This is a genomic window from Microbacterium sp. KUDC0406 (assembly GCF_021582875.1).
GTDB lineage: Bacteria > Actinomycetota > Actinomycetes > Actinomycetales > Microbacteriaceae > Microbacterium.
On sequence record NZ_CP091138.1, the window covers coordinates 682,460 to 698,514 of the forward strand.

The 16,055-nt window shown below is 69.4% G+C and carries 15 protein-coding genes and 1 pseudogene; 12 read left to right on the forward strand and 4 right to left on the reverse strand.

Annotation, left to right across the window (positions count from 1 at the left end; genetic code table 11):
- Positions 1 to 21: 21 nt before the first annotated feature.
- The 3 genes from pknB to L2X99_RS03565 form a co-directional block, all read right to left on the reverse strand.
- The gene (gene pknB, locus L2X99_RS03555) at positions 22 to 1,959 is read right to left on the reverse strand and encodes a Stk1 family PASTA domain-containing Ser/Thr kinase (protein WP_236135639.1); all 1,938 of its coding nucleotides are present in this window, start codon (positions 1,957 to 1,959) and stop codon (positions 22 to 24) included.
- A 78-nt stretch (positions 1,960 to 2,037) separates the two neighbouring features.
- Positions 2,038 to 2,598, reverse strand: coding sequence for a LysM peptidoglycan-binding domain-containing protein (locus L2X99_RS03560; RefSeq protein ID WP_236135640.1), 561 nt, complete (start codon positions 2,596 to 2,598; stop codon positions 2,038 to 2,040).
- Entirely contained in the window at positions 2,538 to 3,422 is an 885-nt protein-coding gene (locus L2X99_RS03565) for a LysM peptidoglycan-binding domain-containing protein (RefSeq protein WP_236135641.1), read from the reverse strand. Before L2X99_RS03565 ends, L2X99_RS03560 begins: the two co-directional genes overlap by 61 nt.
- Before the next feature lie 148 nt (positions 3,423 to 3,570).
- On the opposite strand from L2X99_RS03565, the gene L2X99_RS03570 reads away from it, so the two are divergent.
- Positions 3,571 to 3,915: an Rv2175c family DNA-binding protein gene (locus tag L2X99_RS03570; RefSeq protein ID WP_236125045.1), complete on the forward strand. Its 345-nt coding sequence runs from the start codon at positions 3,571 to 3,573 to the stop codon at positions 3,913 to 3,915.
- 14 nt (positions 3,916 to 3,929) lie between these two features.
- Here the strand turns inward: L2X99_RS03570 and L2X99_RS03575 are convergent, their stop codons facing one another.
- The gene (locus tag L2X99_RS03575; RefSeq protein ID WP_236125044.1) at positions 3,930 to 5,018 is read right to left on the reverse strand and encodes a polyprenyl synthetase family protein; all 1,089 of its coding nucleotides are present in this window, start codon (positions 5,016 to 5,018) and stop codon (positions 3,930 to 3,932) included.
- Between the two features lie 116 nt (positions 5,019 to 5,134).
- On the opposite strand from L2X99_RS03575, the gene L2X99_RS03580 reads away from it, so the two are divergent.
- The 11 genes and pseudogenes from L2X99_RS03580 (at position 5,135) to L2X99_RS03630 (ending at position 15,993) form a co-directional block, all read left to right on the forward strand.
- The gene (locus tag L2X99_RS03580; protein WP_236125043.1) at positions 5,135 to 5,518 is read left to right on the forward strand and encodes a DUF3040 domain-containing protein; all 384 of its coding nucleotides are present in this window, start codon (positions 5,135 to 5,137) and stop codon (positions 5,516 to 5,518) included.
- 214 nt (positions 5,519 to 5,732) lie between these two features.
- Positions 5,733 to 6,164, forward strand: a complete 432-nt coding sequence (gene mraZ, locus L2X99_RS03585; protein WP_236125042.1) for a division/cell wall cluster transcriptional repressor MraZ — start codon at positions 5,733 to 5,735, stop codon at positions 6,162 to 6,164.
- 110 nt (positions 6,165 to 6,274) lie between these two features.
- On the forward strand, positions 6,275 to 7,213 hold the full coding sequence (gene rsmH / locus L2X99_RS03590) for a 16S rRNA (cytosine(1402)-N(4))-methyltransferase RsmH (protein ID WP_236135642.1): 939 nt from the start codon (positions 6,275 to 6,277) through the stop codon (positions 7,211 to 7,213).
- Positions 7,210 to 7,794: a hypothetical protein gene (locus L2X99_RS03595; RefSeq protein WP_236125041.1), complete on the forward strand. Its 585-nt coding sequence runs from the start codon at positions 7,210 to 7,212 to the stop codon at positions 7,792 to 7,794. Before rsmH ends, L2X99_RS03595 begins: the two co-directional genes overlap by 4 nt.
- A 25-nt stretch (positions 7,795 to 7,819) precedes the next feature.
- Positions 7,820 to 8,470 (forward strand): hypothetical protein, encoded by a 651-nt coding sequence (locus L2X99_RS03600; protein ID WP_236135643.1) that lies wholly within the window; start codon positions 7,820 to 7,822, stop codon positions 8,468 to 8,470.
- A gap of 243 nt (positions 8,471 to 8,713) precedes the next feature.
- A complete protein-coding gene (locus L2X99_RS03605; protein WP_236135901.1) occupies positions 8,714 to 9,637 on the forward strand; it encodes a penicillin-binding transpeptidase domain-containing protein in 924 nt (307 codons plus the stop codon).
- Positions 9,634 to 11,048, forward strand: a pseudogene (locus L2X99_RS03610) (UDP-N-acetylmuramoyl-tripeptide--D-alanyl-D-alanine ligase). Before L2X99_RS03605 ends, L2X99_RS03610 begins: the two are co-directional and overlap by 4 nt.
- Entirely contained in the window at positions 11,045 to 12,145 is a 1,101-nt protein-coding gene (mraY, locus tag L2X99_RS03615; protein ID WP_236135644.1) for a phospho-N-acetylmuramoyl-pentapeptide-transferase, read from the forward strand. Before L2X99_RS03610 ends, mraY begins: the two are co-directional and overlap by 4 nt.
- Positions 12,142 to 13,674 carry a UDP-N-acetylmuramoyl-L-alanine--D-glutamate ligase gene (murD, locus tag L2X99_RS03620; protein WP_236135645.1) on the forward strand — a complete coding sequence of 511 codons (1,533 nt, stop codon included), beginning with the start codon at positions 12,142 to 12,144 and terminating at the stop codon, positions 13,672 to 13,674. Before mraY ends, murD begins: the two co-directional genes overlap by 4 nt.
- Positions 13,643 to 14,911, forward strand: coding sequence for a putative lipid II flippase FtsW (gene ftsW, locus L2X99_RS03625; protein ID WP_236135646.1), 1,269 nt, complete (start codon positions 13,643 to 13,645; stop codon positions 14,909 to 14,911). The genes murD and ftsW overlap by 32 nt, the downstream gene beginning before the upstream one ends.
- Entirely contained in the window at positions 14,908 to 15,993 is a 1,086-nt protein-coding gene (locus L2X99_RS03630; RefSeq protein WP_236125038.1) for a UDP-N-acetylglucosamine--N-acetylmuramyl-(pentapeptide) pyrophosphoryl-undecaprenol N-acetylglucosamine transferase, read from the forward strand. The genes ftsW and L2X99_RS03630 overlap by 4 nt, the downstream gene beginning before the upstream one ends.
- Positions 15,994 to 16,055 lie beyond the last annotated feature (62 nt).

Below are 16,055 nucleotides of genomic sequence, written 5' to 3' on the forward strand. Positions count from 1 at the left end.
GTCGGGGGAGCTGATCCGAGATCAGCTCTCCTTGGCCTTGACCTTCACCTCGGTGCCGCGCTCGACCGTCTCACCGGCCTCGGGGTCTGTCTTGGACACGGTGAACAGGCCCCAGAGGAACTCGGGCAGGGTCGAGGTCGGATTCAGGTGCGCCTCGCGCAGGATCCTCATCGCGTCGGCGAGGTTCTTCCCCTCGACGTCGGGGACCTCGACGGGCTGAGGCCCCTTCGACACGGTCAGCGTGATGCTGTCGCCGGGCCGCCACAGGCCGCCGCCGGAGCGCTCGGAGTGGCGGATCACCTCGCCCTTGGCGAACTTCTCGCTCCACTCCGAAGGGCGATCGCCGGAGACGTCGAGCCCGGCGTCCGTCAGAGTCTTCACCGCGGCGTCCACGGGATCCCCGATCACGTCGGGGAGTTCACCGAGCGAGACCTGCACGGTCGCGCGGTCCGCCTCGCGCACTGTGCATCCGCCGGCGCAGCCGAAGGTCTTGCCGCCGTCGCGCGGCGTGATCCGCACATTGATCACCTTGTCGCGCGCGGCATCGGGGGTGAAGTACTCCTCGGACTGGTCGTCGACCTCGAGGTTCGCCGTGGTCAGCGTCGCTCGCGCGTCGGATTCGCTCTTACCGCCGAGAGCGGGCAGCTGATGCGAGGCAGGGCCGCTCGACACGATGACCCGCACTCTCGCGCCCTGGTCGAGCCGTTCGCCCTCGCCGGGCTTGGTCTCGATCACGGTTCCGGCATCTACGTCGACTGAGCTCTCGTCGCGCTGGATGGGGACGAAACCGTCTTCCTTCAGCGCCGCCGCCGCCGCGTCGTAGGTCATCCCGGCGACATGGGGGACCGCGACCAGCGAACCGGGGCCGGAGCCGAACCACCAGCCCACGCCACCGGCCAGCACGGCCAGCAGCAGCACGACGGCCAGCAGCATGGCACCGCGCGCCTTGCGTCGCGAGATGCGGCGACGCAGCAGCGTGGCGTTGTCGACCTGCTGCTGCGGCGCGGCGATCGGCTCGGCCGCCGCGGTCGGTCCGGTGAGCACGCGCGTCACGGATCCGGTGTCGGCACCACCGCCGCGCGGCGTGACCAGCGCCGCGGTGAGCAGCGGCTTCACATCGAGCTCGCGCTCGATGTCGCGCAGCCGGTCGAGCATCGCCTGAGCGTCGATCGGACGCTCGTCGGGGGACTTCTCGGTGGCCCAGAGCACCAGTTCGTCGAGCTGCTCGGGCACGGCGGAGTTGCGCGCGCTGGGGCGGGGCACCTGCTCGGTCGCGTGCTGGAACGCGATCTGCATCGGCTGTTCGCCCTTGTACGGCTGCTCGCCGACGAGCATCTCGTAGAGCATGATGCCCAGGGCGTAGATGTCGCTGCGGGCGTCGGCGGTGCCGCGGGTGACGAGCTCGGGGGCGAGGTACGCGATGGTGCCGAGCAGCTGGGCGCCGGTCGCCGTGTTCGCCGTGGTGGCGCGCGCCAGGCCGAAGTCGCCGATCTTGATGCGGCCGTCCTCGGCCAGCAGCACGTTCTCGGGCTTCACGTCGCGATGCACGATGCCGGCGCGGTGCGCCGCGGCCAGGCCCGAGAGCACGGCGTCCATGATCGTGATCGTCTGCGGGATGCTGAGCCGCTTCTGCTCCTTGAGCAGCTCGCGCAGTGTGATGCCGGGCAGGTACTCCATCACCAGGTAGGCCAGCTCACCGTCCTGTCCCTGGTCGAACACGTTGACGACGTGCGGATCGGCGAGCCGGGCCGCTGCGCGCGCCTCCTGGATGAAGCGGCTCTGGAACGCCGAGTCGTCGCTGAGGTGGGCGTGCATCACCTTCAGGGCGATGCGGCGCTCGAGGCGCATGTCAGTGGCGACGTACACGGTGGCCATGCCGCCGCGGGCGATGCGGGCGCGCACCCGGTATCGGCCGTCGACAAGCCGCCCGATGAGAGGGTCGGCCTGCTGAGTGGTCACAGGGAAAGTCTAGGGAGAACTGCCTGTGTGACCGGGGAGCGGCTCACCCTTGATGCCCGACCTCCCGGCGTTCTGCCACTAACCGAGGTCGGACAGCCAGCGACCGGCCTGCTTCTCCCACTGGCCGTAGCGATGCGCGTAGTCCGAGATCTGCACCGCCTGTGCTGCATTGCCGAAGCTCCTGTTCTGCCAGCCGCTGAGATCGAGCAGGCCGCGCGAGCGGGAGCCGTTCGGATCGGAGGACCCGCCGTAGAACACCCGTGTGCTGCGCTCGGCGTTCATGATCTGCGCCTGCGTGCCCCAGCCCTGGCTGGGGCGCTGCTGGAACAGGCCGAGGGAGTCGCGGTCACCGCCGCGGAGATTGCGCAGCGAGGACTCGACCATCGCGGTGGCCAGAGCGATGCGGATGCCGTGGTCCGGTACGCCGAGCTGGCGGCCGATGCGGATGATGAGCCGTGCGTTCGAGATCTGCTCCGCGTCCAGGCGGGCCGAGCGCTGCGTGTTCGCGGGGAGGGTGAGCTTCAGCCTCTGCCCCGGGTAGATGATGGCCGACGCGCCGAGGTCGTTCGCCTCCAGGATCACCGCCACCGTCGTGCCGTGCTTCTTCGCGATGGCGTACAGGCTGTCGCCGGCAGCCACCGTGTGCGTCTTGGATGCGGCTGCCACGGGCTTGGCGGCGGACTTCGCAGCCGAATCGGTGGCGGGTCCGGCGGAGGATGCCGCGGGCTTCGCTCTCGAGACGATGAGCTTCTGCCCGGGTAGATGATGGCCGACGCGCCCAGACGATTGGCGGCGGCGATCGCGGAGACCGACGTGCCGTACTTGCGGGCGATGCCGTAGACGGTGTCGCCCGCGGCGACGGTGTGCGTCTTCGCCGCGGTGGCGGGAGCGCGCGAGGCAGCCGGTCGCGAGACGGCGGCCTTGACGGCGGAGACGACGAGCTTCTGCCCCGGGTGGATGGTGGCCGATGCGCTCAGGCGGTTGGCGGTGATGATCGCCGAGACCGATGTGCCGTACTTGCGGGCGATGCCGTAGACGGTGTCGCCCGCGGCGACCGTGTGCGTCTTCGTCTTCGTCGCGCCGCGCGGGGCCGCTGCGGGCGCTGCCGCCGCGGCCTTCTGCAGGCGCAGCTTCTGTCCTGGGTGGATCACCGAGCGCGCGTTCAGTCCGTTCCAGGCGAGGACGTCGGCGGTGCGCAGGCCGTGCCTCTTCGCGATCGACCAGATCGTGTCGCCGGGACGCACGGTGTAGGAGGCGGGGGCGGCCGCCGATGCGACGGGGGAGCGCGCCGGCAGCGTCTGCAGGTGTCCGCCGGCGTAGGCGGGGGCGTGTCCCTGCTGAGTCCCGGCGCGCACGGTGTCGGCGGATGCCGGAGCGACGGTGAGCGTCGCGGCGAGAGCGCCGACCACGGCGGCGGAGACTCCGACTCCCAGGCCGTGCTCACGGGTGGTGAATGCGCGCATTTTCAAGGTCCCCCCTTGTTCTCGGCTCTTGACACGCTGACACGGTTGTAAACTGTTGTCAACAGAAGTGATGCATGTGACGCATGTGAAAACTGTTGACCGTGCATCCCGCTCAGCGGCACCGCCGCGGGCGTGAGATAGTGGGCACGTGTCCGAGATTTCCCCTGAGAACACTGCCTGGCTGACCATCCCCGACCTCGCCGAGGCGCTCGACGAGACCCCCGGTCGGGTGCGGCGACTGCTCGACGAGCACTACCTGATCGGCTCGCGGCGGAACGGTCCGGTCCAGGTGCCGGCGGTCTTCCTCGCCGACGGGCATCCGCTGCCCTCGCTGCGCGGCACGATCATCGCCCTGCAGGATGCCGGATTCAGCGATGACGAGGTGATCGACTGGCTGCTCGCCGAGGAGGAGAGCCTCGGACGCTCGCCGATCGCGGCGCTCCTGGCCGGGCACAAGAGCGAGGTGCGGCGCGTCGCGCGTACGCTCGCCTGAGCCGATCCTGCGCCTCAGCGCGTGCGGGTCGTCGCCGCTCTGGCGAGATCGCGCAGCTCGCCGACAGAGGCGTTGTCCAGCGGGGCGCCTGTGAGCGCGCGGTCGGCGCGCGCGGCGTGATCGGCGATCATCTCCTCCACCGCGGCCAGTGCCCCGGTGTCGGCGATCGTCGCCTGCAGCGACGAGATCTGCGCGTCGTCGAGCCTCGGGTCGCCAAGCATCTCGTCGAACACGCTCCGCGCCGAGGCCGAGAGCGCAGCGCGGGCGCGAGCGACCAGCACGGTGCGCTTGCCCTCGCGCAGGTCGTCGCCCGCCGGCTTTCCGGTGACCTCGGCATCGCCGAAGACGCCGAGCACGTCATCGCGCAGCTGGAAGGCGATTCCCACGGGATGTCCGAAGGCGCGCAGCGCGGCGACCTGCTCGGTGCTCGCCCCGGCGAACTCGGCCCCGAGCACCAGCGGCTGCTCCACGCTGTACCTGGCCGATTTCAGGGAGGCGACACGGAAGGCGCGTGCGGCATGCTCCTGCGCGGGATGCACGCTCCACGCGGACTCCTCGGCGATGTCGAGCAGCTGGCCGACCGTGACGTCGCGCCGCATCCGCGCGTACTCGGCACGCACCCTCCTCGCCTGCGGGTGACCGTCGAGGGCCTGCTCGGCGAGGTCGTCGCTCCAGGCCACCAGCAGATCGCCGAGCAGGATCGCCGCCGAGCGCCCGTAGGCCTCGGCGTCACCGCTCCACCCGGCGCCGCGGTGGGCGTGCTCGAGGGCCCGGTGCGCTGCGGGCATGCCCCGCCGCACATCGGAGTTGTCGATGAGGTCGTCGTGCACGAGCGCCGCGGACTGGAAGATCTCCAGGGACGCGCAGAGATCCCACAGCGCGTCGCTCTCCACCGCGCGCGCGTCGGCGCGAAGCGCCACCGCCGCCCAGCCGGTGCGGCAGAAGCTCGCTCGCAGCCGCTTGCCGCCCACGAGAGTGGCCGCGGCCGCGTCGAGGAATGCGGCGCCGTCCGGCCCGTACTCGTCGGCATCCGTCCTCCGGTCTTCGAGGAAGAGCTCCAGGCGAGCGGCGACGGCTTCGGGCACGGACTGGGAGGCGGACACGTTCACAGCCTATGGTGCATACAGACACAGTCGATACGCAGCCGGTTGTGGGCGAACGCTGGCCCGAGCGCGCTGCGCGAGAGTAAGATGAGAAGACGAACCCGAGGGGGATGGAAATGCCTCTTTCCGAACAGGAGCAGCGTCTGCTCGACGAGATGGAACGCCATCTCCTTCAGAATGACGCCGATGTCGTCACTGCGCCCTCCGGTGACCGATCGCTCAGCTATCGCAACCTGATCTACGGCGCGCTGCTGCTGCTCGCCGGCATCGGCGGGCTGGTCGCCGCGGTCGCACTGGGCTCGCAGCTGGGCAGCGTGTTCAGCATCGCCGTCGGAGTCATCGCGTTCCTCGCGATGCTCGCGGGCGTCATGCTCGCCTTCACGCCGGTCCGCCGCACCGGTGGCGCCACGCCGCGTGACGATCGATCATCCCGTGGCACGGACTCGTCCTTCATGGATCGCATGAACGACCGCTGGGATCGTCGCCAGGAAGGGCGCTGATCCGCGGATACTGATCCGCACCGGATCCTCCACTTCTCCTCCACTCCACTCCACGACCCCGGAATCCCCGAGATTCCGGGGTTTTTCATGCCCAAATGGCAGCTCTCGCAGGGGCCAGGAGAGAATCCGACGTGAATGTCGTAGGAAAGTGGAGTGAAGTGGAGTAAAGTGGGGCACACCTCGGGTTGGCCGGACGCAGAGGGGGTGATGGCCGATGCTGCTGGGTACCCACACGCCGAAACTGGACGACAAGGGAAGGGTGATCCTTCCTGCGAAGTTCCGCGAGGACCTCGCCGGCGGCATCGTGGTCACCCGCGGACAGGAGCGCTGTCTCTACGTCTTCAGCACGGCCGAGTTCGAGGAGTTGCATGAGCGGATCCGCCAGGCTCCGCTCAGCAACAAGCAGGCCCGCGACTTCCTGCGGATGTTCCTCTCCGGCGCCAGCGCCGAGATGCCGGACAGCCAGAACAGGATCACCCTTCCGCCGCACCTGCGGCAGTACGCCGGGCTCCAGAAGGAGCTCGTCGTCACAGGCGTCGGCGCTCACGCCGAGATCTGGGATGCCGCCGCGTGGAACGACTACCTCGCCAGCAACGAGGAGAGCTACGCAGACCTAGAGCAGGAGGTGATTCCGGGCCTGTTCTGACCACGGCTGTGATACCCCGCCGCTCCGCCCCGGCACACTTCCCCGGTGCCGGGTCGAGCGGAGGGGAATCAGAGCCGGAGGTCACCTCACACGACAGGACCCCAGAGATCATGAGCCTCCGCGACATCCACATCCCCGTTCTGCTCGACCGCTGCGTCGAGCTCCTCGCCCCCGCCCTCGCACACGACGGCGCGGTGCTCGTCGACGCCACGCTCGGCATGGGCGGACACTCCGAGGCATTCCTCGAGCGCTTCCCGAACATCCGCCTGATCGGCCTGGACCGCGACACCGACGCGCTGCGCATCGCGGGGGAGCGGCTGGCCCCGTTCGGCGACCGGGTCACCCTGGTGCACACCGTCTACGACGAGATCGGCCTGCACGCGCAGGGCGCGTCGGCGATGCTGTTCGACCTCGGCGTCTCCTCGCTGCAGCTCGATGAGGCCGGGCGCGGTTTCGCCTACTCGAAGGATGCTCCGCTGGACATGCGGATGGATCAGACCAAGGGCGTCACCGCCGCCGAGGTGCTCGCCACGTACAGCGAGGGGAACCTCCGCCGCATCTTCGAGCGCTACGGTGAGGAGAAGCTCGCCGCGCGCTACGCCCGGTTCATCGTCGCCGCCCGCGACGAGCGCCCGCTGACACGCTCCGGCGAGCTGGTCGATCTGCTCATCGAGGCGACGCCGGCCGCCGCGCAACGCGCGGGGCATCCCGCCAAGCGGGTGTTCCAGGCGCTGCGCATCGAGGTCAACGCCGAGCTGAACGTGCTCGCCGACGCGATCCCGGCGGCGATGGATGCCCTGGCCATCGGAGGACGGATCGCCGTCATGTCGTACCAGTCGCTGGAGGACCGCCTGGTGAAGCAGGCGTTCGCAGCGGCCGCCGCATCCACGGCGCCCGCCGGCCTTCCGGTGGAGCTGCCCGAACACGCGCCGCGCTTCCGCATCCTCACCAAGGGCGCGGAGCAGGCCACCGAAGAAGAACGCGCCCGCAACCCGCGGGCGATCCCCGTGCGTCTGCGTGCGGCCGAGAAGATCAGGGAGGCGGCATGAGCCTCAACGCGCTCCGCGTCGAGCCCCGCGAGAAGCCGGATTCCGCATCCGAACGGCGACTGCACGCGCTCAGCGCGCCCGGTCGACGACGCCGCCCGCGGCTCGCCTACGCACTGCTCGCGGTCGGCGGCGTCGCCGTGATCGGCATCGCGCAGATGGGACTGTCGCTGGCCTCCACCCAGGACTCCTTCGTCCTGGCCGATCTGAATGCCCAGCAGCACGCGCTCGGCCTCGAGAAGCAGGCGATGCAGGACGAGCTCGTCGGACTCAGCTCGCCGCAGTCGCTCGCCAGCAAGGCGGCGACCCTGGGTCTGGTCGTCGCCGGCAGCGCGTCCTACCTGCGGCTCAGCGACGGCGCGGTGCTCGGCGTCACGGACGGCGCCGGGTGGACCTCCACGGTCGACCCGAACGGGCCGACCAAGGTCGGAAACGCCCTGCTCGACGCCCCGAACGCCGAGAAGAAGGCGGCGGAGGGCGGAACGGCATCGGATGCCGCGAAGTCGGATGCCGCCGAGAAGAAGACCGAACCCGCCCTGCCGCCGTCGCTGGACGACGGCCTGCCCACGCCGCAGACGCACTGAAGAAGAGAACCGGACGGAGCCGCAGATGTCCACCCGCGCAACCCGCAGCCCGCGTCGCCGTACGGTGGTCGCCCTCGCCGTGGTGCTCGCCGTGCTCGGCGCCTTCGTCGTGCGCCTCGTCGACATCCAGGTGGTGCGCGCCGACGAGCATGTCGCGGAGTCCCGGAACACCGGCAATCTCGGCAGCACCCAGCCGATCGCGGGCAACCGGGGCGACATCGTCGACGAGAACGGCACGGTCCTGGCGTCCAGCAAGCTCGTGTACGACGCGCAGCTCGACCCGTGGCTGATCACCGAGCTCGAGGACAAGAGCAAGGACAAGGACACGATGCAGTGGGCGGAGGCGAGCGACAGGATCGCCGAGGTCATGGGTCTGAACGCCGACGAGCTGCGAGCAGAGGTGGCCGACAACCTCTCGGAGAACGCCAAGTCCCGCTATCTCCCGCTGAAGAAGGGACTCTCGACCGAGCAGTACCTCGAGCTCCGTGAGCTCGAGCTTCCCTACCTGGCGATGAAGTCCCGAGCGGTCCGGGTGTATCCGAACGGTGCGGTCGGCGGCAACCTGGTCGGCTTCGTGAACAGCAACGGCGAGGGGTACGGCATCGAGAAGATGGCGGCCCAGTGTCTCGCGCCGAAGAACGGTGAGCGCACCTACCTGCGGGGAAGAACGGCGTGATCGTCCCCGGGAGCGACCGCGAGACCCCGGCCGTCGACGGCGGCACGGTGAAGCTCACGATCGACAGCGACCTGGAGTGGTACCTGTCCCAGATGATCGCCGAGGAGGCGAAGATCAAGGGCGCGAAGTCCGCGACCGCGACCGTCATCGAGGTGAAGACCGGCAAGATCCGCGCCGCGGCCCAGTACCCCTCTCGATCCGAACGACATCGACGGCACCGCGCCGAAGTACTGGCGCTCGCAGATCTTCTCGCACAGCTACGAGCCGGGTTCGACCTTCAAGCCGGTCACCGCCGCCACGCTCATCGAGGAGGGGGCGGCGACACCGGGGAGCGTGGTCTCCGCGAAGAGCCGCGAGAGGTTCCCGAACGGCGCCAACATCGGCGACGCCTTCTCTCATCCGCAGTACGACTACACTCTGGCCGGCGCGCTGATCGACTCGTCCAACGTGGCGCTGTCGAAGTTCGGCAGCAAGGTCTCCCCGCGGACCCGCTACGACTATCTGAAGAAGTTCGGCGTCGGCACGCCGACCGCGGTCGGCTTCCCCGAGGAGGTGTCCGGTGGCGTGCGCGACCCGAAGACGTGGGACAACCAGACCCTGTACACCACCACGTTCGGCCAGGCGTTCACCGTCACGCCGATCCAGGTGGCCAGCGCCTACCAGACGCTCGCGAACGGCGGGGAGCACATCGACCTGAGCCTGATCGAGTCGTGCACCGATCGTGACGGCGTCGAGCACACGACCGACGCCGAGAAGGAGCGCGTGGTGTCGGAGGGAACCGCCTCCCAGGTGCGCCGCATGCTCGAGAACGTCGCCGTGCAGGGCGGACTCGCCAATACCGTGAAGGTGCCGGGGTACCGGATCGGCATCAAGACCGGTACCGCGCAGGTCGCGAACGGCAAGGGCGGGTACAAGTCGGGCGTGTACTACACCTCGATCCTGGGTGTCGCCCCCATCGAGGATCCGCAGTACGTCGTCATGATCACCATGGAGGAGCCGACTGAGGATTACCTCGTCGGCAGCAACCGCGCCCGCTCTGCAGAAGGCGCTCACTCAGGTGCTGAAGACCTACCGCGTCGCCCCGTCGTCCAAGCCGATGGAGGCGCCCCTCCCCAAGTTCGGCGAATGACTCGCCGGACGCCCTGCCGGTACTGGAGTTCGTCATGATCGCCCTGTCCCTCGCCGAGATCGCCTCCGTCATCGGGGGCGATCTGCGGACGCACGGATCCGACACGGCCGACACGCTCGTGTCGGGCGTCGTCGACACCGATTCCCGCAAGATGGAGCCGGGTGCCGTCTTCGTCGCGAAGCCGGGGGAGGTCACCGACGGTCATCGGTTCGTCGGGTCCGCCGTCGAGGCGGGCGCCGTCCTGGCGATCGTCGAGCGCCCGGTCGACGCCGAGGTGAGCCAGATCGTCGTCGCCGACGTGATCGAGGCGATCGCGGCGCTCGCGAAGGAGGTCGTTGCGCGCGTGCGTGCCAGCGGCGAGCTGCGCGTCGTGGGTATCACCGGCTCCAACGGCAAGACCACGACGAAGAACTTCATCGCCCGCATCCTGCAGGACGAGGGCGAGACCATCGCCCCCATCAACTCGTACAACAACGAGGTCGGCGCGCCGGTCACCATGCTGCGGGTCACCGAGAGCACGAAGTACCTCGTGAGCGAGTTCGGTGCGTCCGGTGCCGGCAGCATCGCCCGTCTGGCCGGACTGGTCGCCCCCGATGTCGTCGTCGTGCTGATGGTCGGCCTCGCGCACGCCGGCGGCTTCGGCGGGATCGAGAAGACGGCTCAGGCGAAGGCGGAGCTGATCCAGGCAGCACGCGCAGACGGCACCGCCGGTGCTCAACATCGACGACAGCAGGGTGGCCGCGATGCGCTCCCTCGCGGAGTCGCGCGGCATGCAGGTGGTCGGATTCGGGCGCACGGATGCCGCCGGACCTGGTCGCGACCGATGTCGAGGTCTCCGCCACCGGCACCACGTGCGTCGTGCGCGCAGGAGACGAGGCGCTGCCGCTTCGCATGCAGGTGCTCGGCGAGCACCACATCTCGAACGCTCTCGCCGCGATCGCCGCCACCGGGGCGCTCGGCGTTCCCGCTCGCACGGCCATCGCACGCCTCGAGACCGTCGAGATCGCCGAGCGCTGGCGGATGCAGCCGATGGGCGGCGACCGCGTGCGGATCATCAACGACGCGTACAACGCCAGCCCCGATGCGATGGCGGCCGCGCTGCGCACGCTGGCACAGATCGCCGCTCCCGGCCAGCGCACCGTCGCCGTTCTCGGAGCGATGAGCGAACTGGGCGAGGTCGCGGGCGAGGAGCACGACCGCATCGGCCTGCTGGCGGTGCGCCTGAACATCCAGCGCATCGTCGTGGTCGGCACCGAGGCGCGCCGGCTCTTCCTCGCCGCCGTGGGAGAGGGGTCCTGGGACGGGGAGGCCGTGCACCTGCCCGATCAGGACGCCGCATTCGACTACCTCACCGGTGAGCTGCGCGACGGCGATCTGGTGCTCGTGAAATCGTCCAACTCCGCGGGACTCAGGTTTCTCGGCGATCGTCTGGGAGAATCGTTCTCGTGAGGTCTCTGCTAATGGCGGCGGCGGTGTCGCTCGCCTTCTCGCTCTTCCTGACCCCCGCCTTCCTCCGTCTTTTCCGGAAGCTCGGCTGGGGGCAGGTGATCCGCACCCCTGAAGACATCAGCAACCCGAGCCACGGGCACAAGCGCGGCACGCCGAGCATGGGCGGCCTGATCTTCATCGCCGGAACCATCGTCGGCTACCTCACCGGCGTCTACATGGGCGGCAACGAACCCGGCCTCTCGGCGATCCTGGTGCTCTGGCTCATGGTCGGCTTCGGCGTCGTGGGCTTCATCGACGACTACATGAAGGTGCGCAGTCAGCGCAGCCTGGGCCTGTCGGGCTGGCGGAAGATCGTCGGCCAGCTCATCGTCATCATCCCGTTCGGCGTGGTCGCCCTCGCCCCAGGGTTCCAGAACAGCCTCGGTCAGACTCCCGCGAGCAGCTACGTCTCGCTGTTCCGCGACATCCCGTGGCTGAACCTGATGGCGTTCGGCACCGTGCTGGGCTGGATCCTGTACCTGGTCTGGGTCTCGATCATCGGCGTCGCGACGTCGAACAGCGTGAATCTCACCGACGGCCTGGACGGTCTGGCCGCCGGAGCCGGCATCTTCGTGGTGGGCTCCTATGGACTGATCGCGTTCTGGCAGTTCAAGCAGACCTGCGTCGGCGCCGCCGTGGCCGGTTGCTACGAGGTGCGCGAGCCGCTCAACCTCGCGTGGGTGGCGGCGGCGTTCACCGGAAGCCTGATCGGCTTCCTGTGGTGGAACGCGCCGAAGGCGAAGGTCTTCATGGGCGACGTCGGGTCGATGGCGATCGGCGGCGTGGTCGCCGCGATGGCGATCCTCACCCGCACCGAACTGCTGCTGCTGCTCATCGCCGGCGTCTTCGTGCTCTCCAGCGGATCCGTCATCCTGCAGCGGCTGTACTTCAAGATCACGAGGGGCAAGCGGCTGTTCCTGATGAGCCCATTCCACCACCATCTCGAGATGCGCGGCTGGCCGGAGGTCACGATCGTGGTGCGCCTCTGGATCATCGCCGGCCTGCTCGCGGCATCCGCCGTCGGTCTGTTCTACGTCGACTGGCTGACCCAGGTATGAGCGCGCGTCTGAAAGGCCTGACCAGCTGGAACGCGGACTGGACAGGGCTCAGAGTCGCCGTGCTCGGCCTGTCGACGACGGGGTTCTCGGCGGCGGACACGCTCACAGAGCTCGGTGCCGAGGTGCTGGTGCTGTCCGAGTCCGCGTCCGAGGAGTACCAGCGGCTGCTTCCGGTGATCGGCGCCCGGCTCGAGCTGACCTCCCTCGCCGAGCCGCCGGCCTCACTGATCGACTTCGCGCCGGATGTGGTGATCGCGTCGCCTGGCTTCCCGCCGTCGCATCCGGTGATCCGGTGGGCACAGGATGCCGGCATCGCCCTGTGGGGCGACGTGGAGCTCGCCTGGCGGGTGCGCGACAAGGTCGTGCGCTCGGACGGCACGCCGGCCGACTGGGTGCTCATCACCGGCACCAACGGCAAGACCACGACGACTCAGATCACCGCGGCGCTTCTCGCCGAGGGAGGGCTGCGCGCGGCGCCCTGCGGAAACATCGGCGTGCCCGTGCTCGACGCGGTGCGCGATCCCGGCGGCTTCGACGTGCTCGTCGTCGAGCTGTCCAGTCACCAGCTCTGGTACCTGGGCCTCGCCGCCGAGGAGGGGGAGTTACTGCCGCACGCCGCGGTCTGCCTCAACCTCGCCGACGACCACCTGGTCTGGCACGGCAGCGCCGAGGCCTACCGGAATGCGAAGGCCCTCGTGTACCGCAACACCCGCGTCGCCTGCGTCTACAACAAGGCCGACGAGGCGACGAGACTCATGGTCGAGGAGGCCGATGTCGTCGAGGGAGCCCGCGCGATCGGGTTCGACCTCGGCACGCCCGGACCCAGCGACCTCGGCGTCGTGGACGGAATCCTCGTGGATCGGGCCTTCCTCGACGACCGCCGCAACAGCGCGCTCGAACTCACCACGATCGATGATCTGCGTCGCGTGGGGCTGTCCGCGCCGCACATCGTGCAGAACATCCTCGCCGCCTCCGCGCTGGCGCGCTCCCTGGACGTCTCGCCCGAGGCGATCCACGGCTCGCTGCAGTCCTTCCGTCTCGACGCCCACCGCATCCAGGTGGTCGCCGAGCACGCCGGCATCACCTGGGTCGACGACTCGAAGGCGACGAACCCGCATGCGGCCGCCTCCTCACTGCGCGCGTATCCGGGCGCTGTGTGGGTCGTCGGCGGCGATCTCAAGGGCGTCGACATCTCAGAGCTCGTGGCCGAGGTCGGCGGAACCGCCGGCGCCGCGATCGTCATCGGCGTCGAGCGCGAGCCCGTGCTGTCGGCATTCCGGCGACACGCGCCGAACGTGCCGGTCCACGAGGTCATCCCCGCAGAGACTGAAGAGGTCATGACCCGTGTCGTCGAACTGGCGACGGGGATCGCAGGCGACGGGGGCACGGTACTGCTGGCCCCGGCGGCGGCATCCTTCGATCAGTTCACCAGCTACGCGGATCGCGGCCACCGCTTCGCCGAGGCGGTGCGGGACTGGATCGACAGGGGGAGCGCTGATGACGCAGACGGCTCACCCGAAGCGCACTGAGCCCGCAGCATCCGCTCCTGCTCGCAGCGGCCTCGCCGCTCGCGTCTCGCTCGGCCGGCTGTTCCAGCCTGTGCCGATGGAGTTCCTGCTCATCTCGTTCTCCGCGTTGCTGCTCACGGTCTTCGGGCTGGTCATGGTGCTCTCCGCCACCAGCGCGAACACGACGAAGGGGCCCTTCGACGAGGTCCTGAAGCAGGGCATGTTCGCGGTGGTCGGAATTCCGCTGATGTTCCTCGTGAGCCGGATCCCGGTGAACGTGATCAAGAGACTCGCCTGGCCGGGTCTCGTGCTGGCGATCCTGCTGCAGTTGCTCGTCTTCGTTCCCGGGCTCGGCATCGCCTCGGGAGGAAACCGCAACTGGATCGGTGTCGCCGGTTTCACCGTGCAGCCGTCAGAGCTCCTCAAACTCGCGCTGGCCGTCTGGATCGCATTCGTGCTGCTGCGCAAGCAGACCCGTCTGGCCATCTGGCACCACGTCTTCATCCCCGTGGTCCCCGTGGCCGCCCTCGCCATCGGCACTGTCGTCGCGGGCGAGGACCTGGGCACGGCCATGGTCATGGTGCTCATCGTGCTGGGCTGCCTGTTCTTCTCCGGTGTCAAGCTGCGGCTGTTCATCCTGCCGATGCTGCTGGGCGTGGTGGCGGTCCTGGGCTATGCGCTCACCAGCGACAACCGGATGAAGCGGATCCTCGCCGCGTTCAATCCGGAGGACTGCGACATCGCGAACGAGTGCTACCAGGCCACCCACGGCATGTGGGGCATGGCCTCGGGCGGCATCTTCGGCGTCGGTCTGGGCAACTCACAGGAGAAGTACGGCTGGCTCCCCGCTGCAGCGAACGACTACATCTTCGCCATCGTCGGCGAGGAACTCGGCCTGATCGGCTGCGTGCTGGTGCTCGGCCTCTTCACGGCATTCGCCGTCGGGGCGTTCCACATCATCCGCAAGACCCGCGATCCGTTCATCCGCGTCGCCGCCGGCGGCATCACGCTGTGGATCGTCGGGCAGGCGCTGTTCAACATCGGCGTCGTCATCCGCATCTTCCCGGTGATGGGCGTTCCGCTCCCGTTCATGTCCCAGGGCGGCACCGCGCTGCTGTCGGTGCTGCTCGCCTGCGGGGTGCTGCTCGCGTTCGCGCGCACCATCCCCGCAACAGGCTCGACGACGCAGGCCGAGCCGAAGCGCGCACAGGGTACCCCGAGGCGCGCCTCCGCGCGCCCCGGTAGCATCGCCGGGTGACCACGTACCTTCTCGCCGGCGGGGGCACCGCCGGCCATGTCAATCCGCTGCTCGCCGTCGCCGATCTGCTGCGCGAGCGCGACGGCGCGACCGTGCTGGTGCTGGGCACCAGGGAGGGACTCGAATCCCGGCTGGTGCCGGAACGGGGCTACGAGCTGCTCATCGTCGACAAGGTGCCCTTCCCGCGCCGCCCGAACAAGCAGGCCGTGGCGTTTCCCGGTCGCTTCCGCCGCGCGATCGCGCAGGTGCGCGCGCACATCCGCGAGCACGGCGTCGATGTCGTCGTCGGCTTCGGCGGGTACGCCTCGGCCCCGGCGTACGTCGCCGCACATCGTGAGGGCATCCCCTTCGTCGTGCACGAGGCCAACGCGAAGCCGGGCCTCGCCAACGTGCTCGGCGCCCGCCGGGCCGCCGGCGTCGGCGTCGCCTTCACGGGAACGCCCCTGAAGCGCGGCAAGGTCGTCGGAATGCCGCTGCGCCGCGAGGTCGTCGAGCTCGACCGAGCCGCGGCGCGAGAAGAGGCCGCCGAGCTGTTCGGCCTCGATCCGGCCAGGCCCGTGCTGCTCGTGTTCGGCGGATCGCTCGGCGCGCAGCGCCTGAACGAGGCCCTCGCCGGCTCCTGGGCCGACGTCCTCGCCGCGGACTGGCAGCTGCTGCACGCGACGGGGGAGCGGGGCGAGTGGATCGACCCCGAGGTGCCCGGCTACGCCATGCGGCGCTACATCGACCGGATGGACCTCGCCTTCGCCGTCGCCGACGTCATCGTCTCGCGCGCGGGCTCGGCGACCGTGAGCGAGGTCTCCGCCCTGGGCATCCCCGCCGTCTACGTGCCGTACGCGGTGGGCAACGGGGAACAGCGGCTGAACGCGGCATCCGCGGTGGATGCCGGTGCGGCCGTGCTGCTGGACGACGCGACCTTCAGTGCCGACACCGTGCGCGACCGGGTGATCCCGCTGCTGCAGGATCGGGAACGCATCGCGGCGATGGCGGATGCCGCCTCGAGCGTCGGCACCCGCACCGGGACCGAGAGCGTCGTGGCGATGATCGACCGCGCGCTCGGCGACGACGGCGCGGGTCGCTGAGCATCACGTGGGTCGCTGAGCCTCACGTGGGTCGCTGAGCCTGTCGAAGCGCCCGCAAAAGT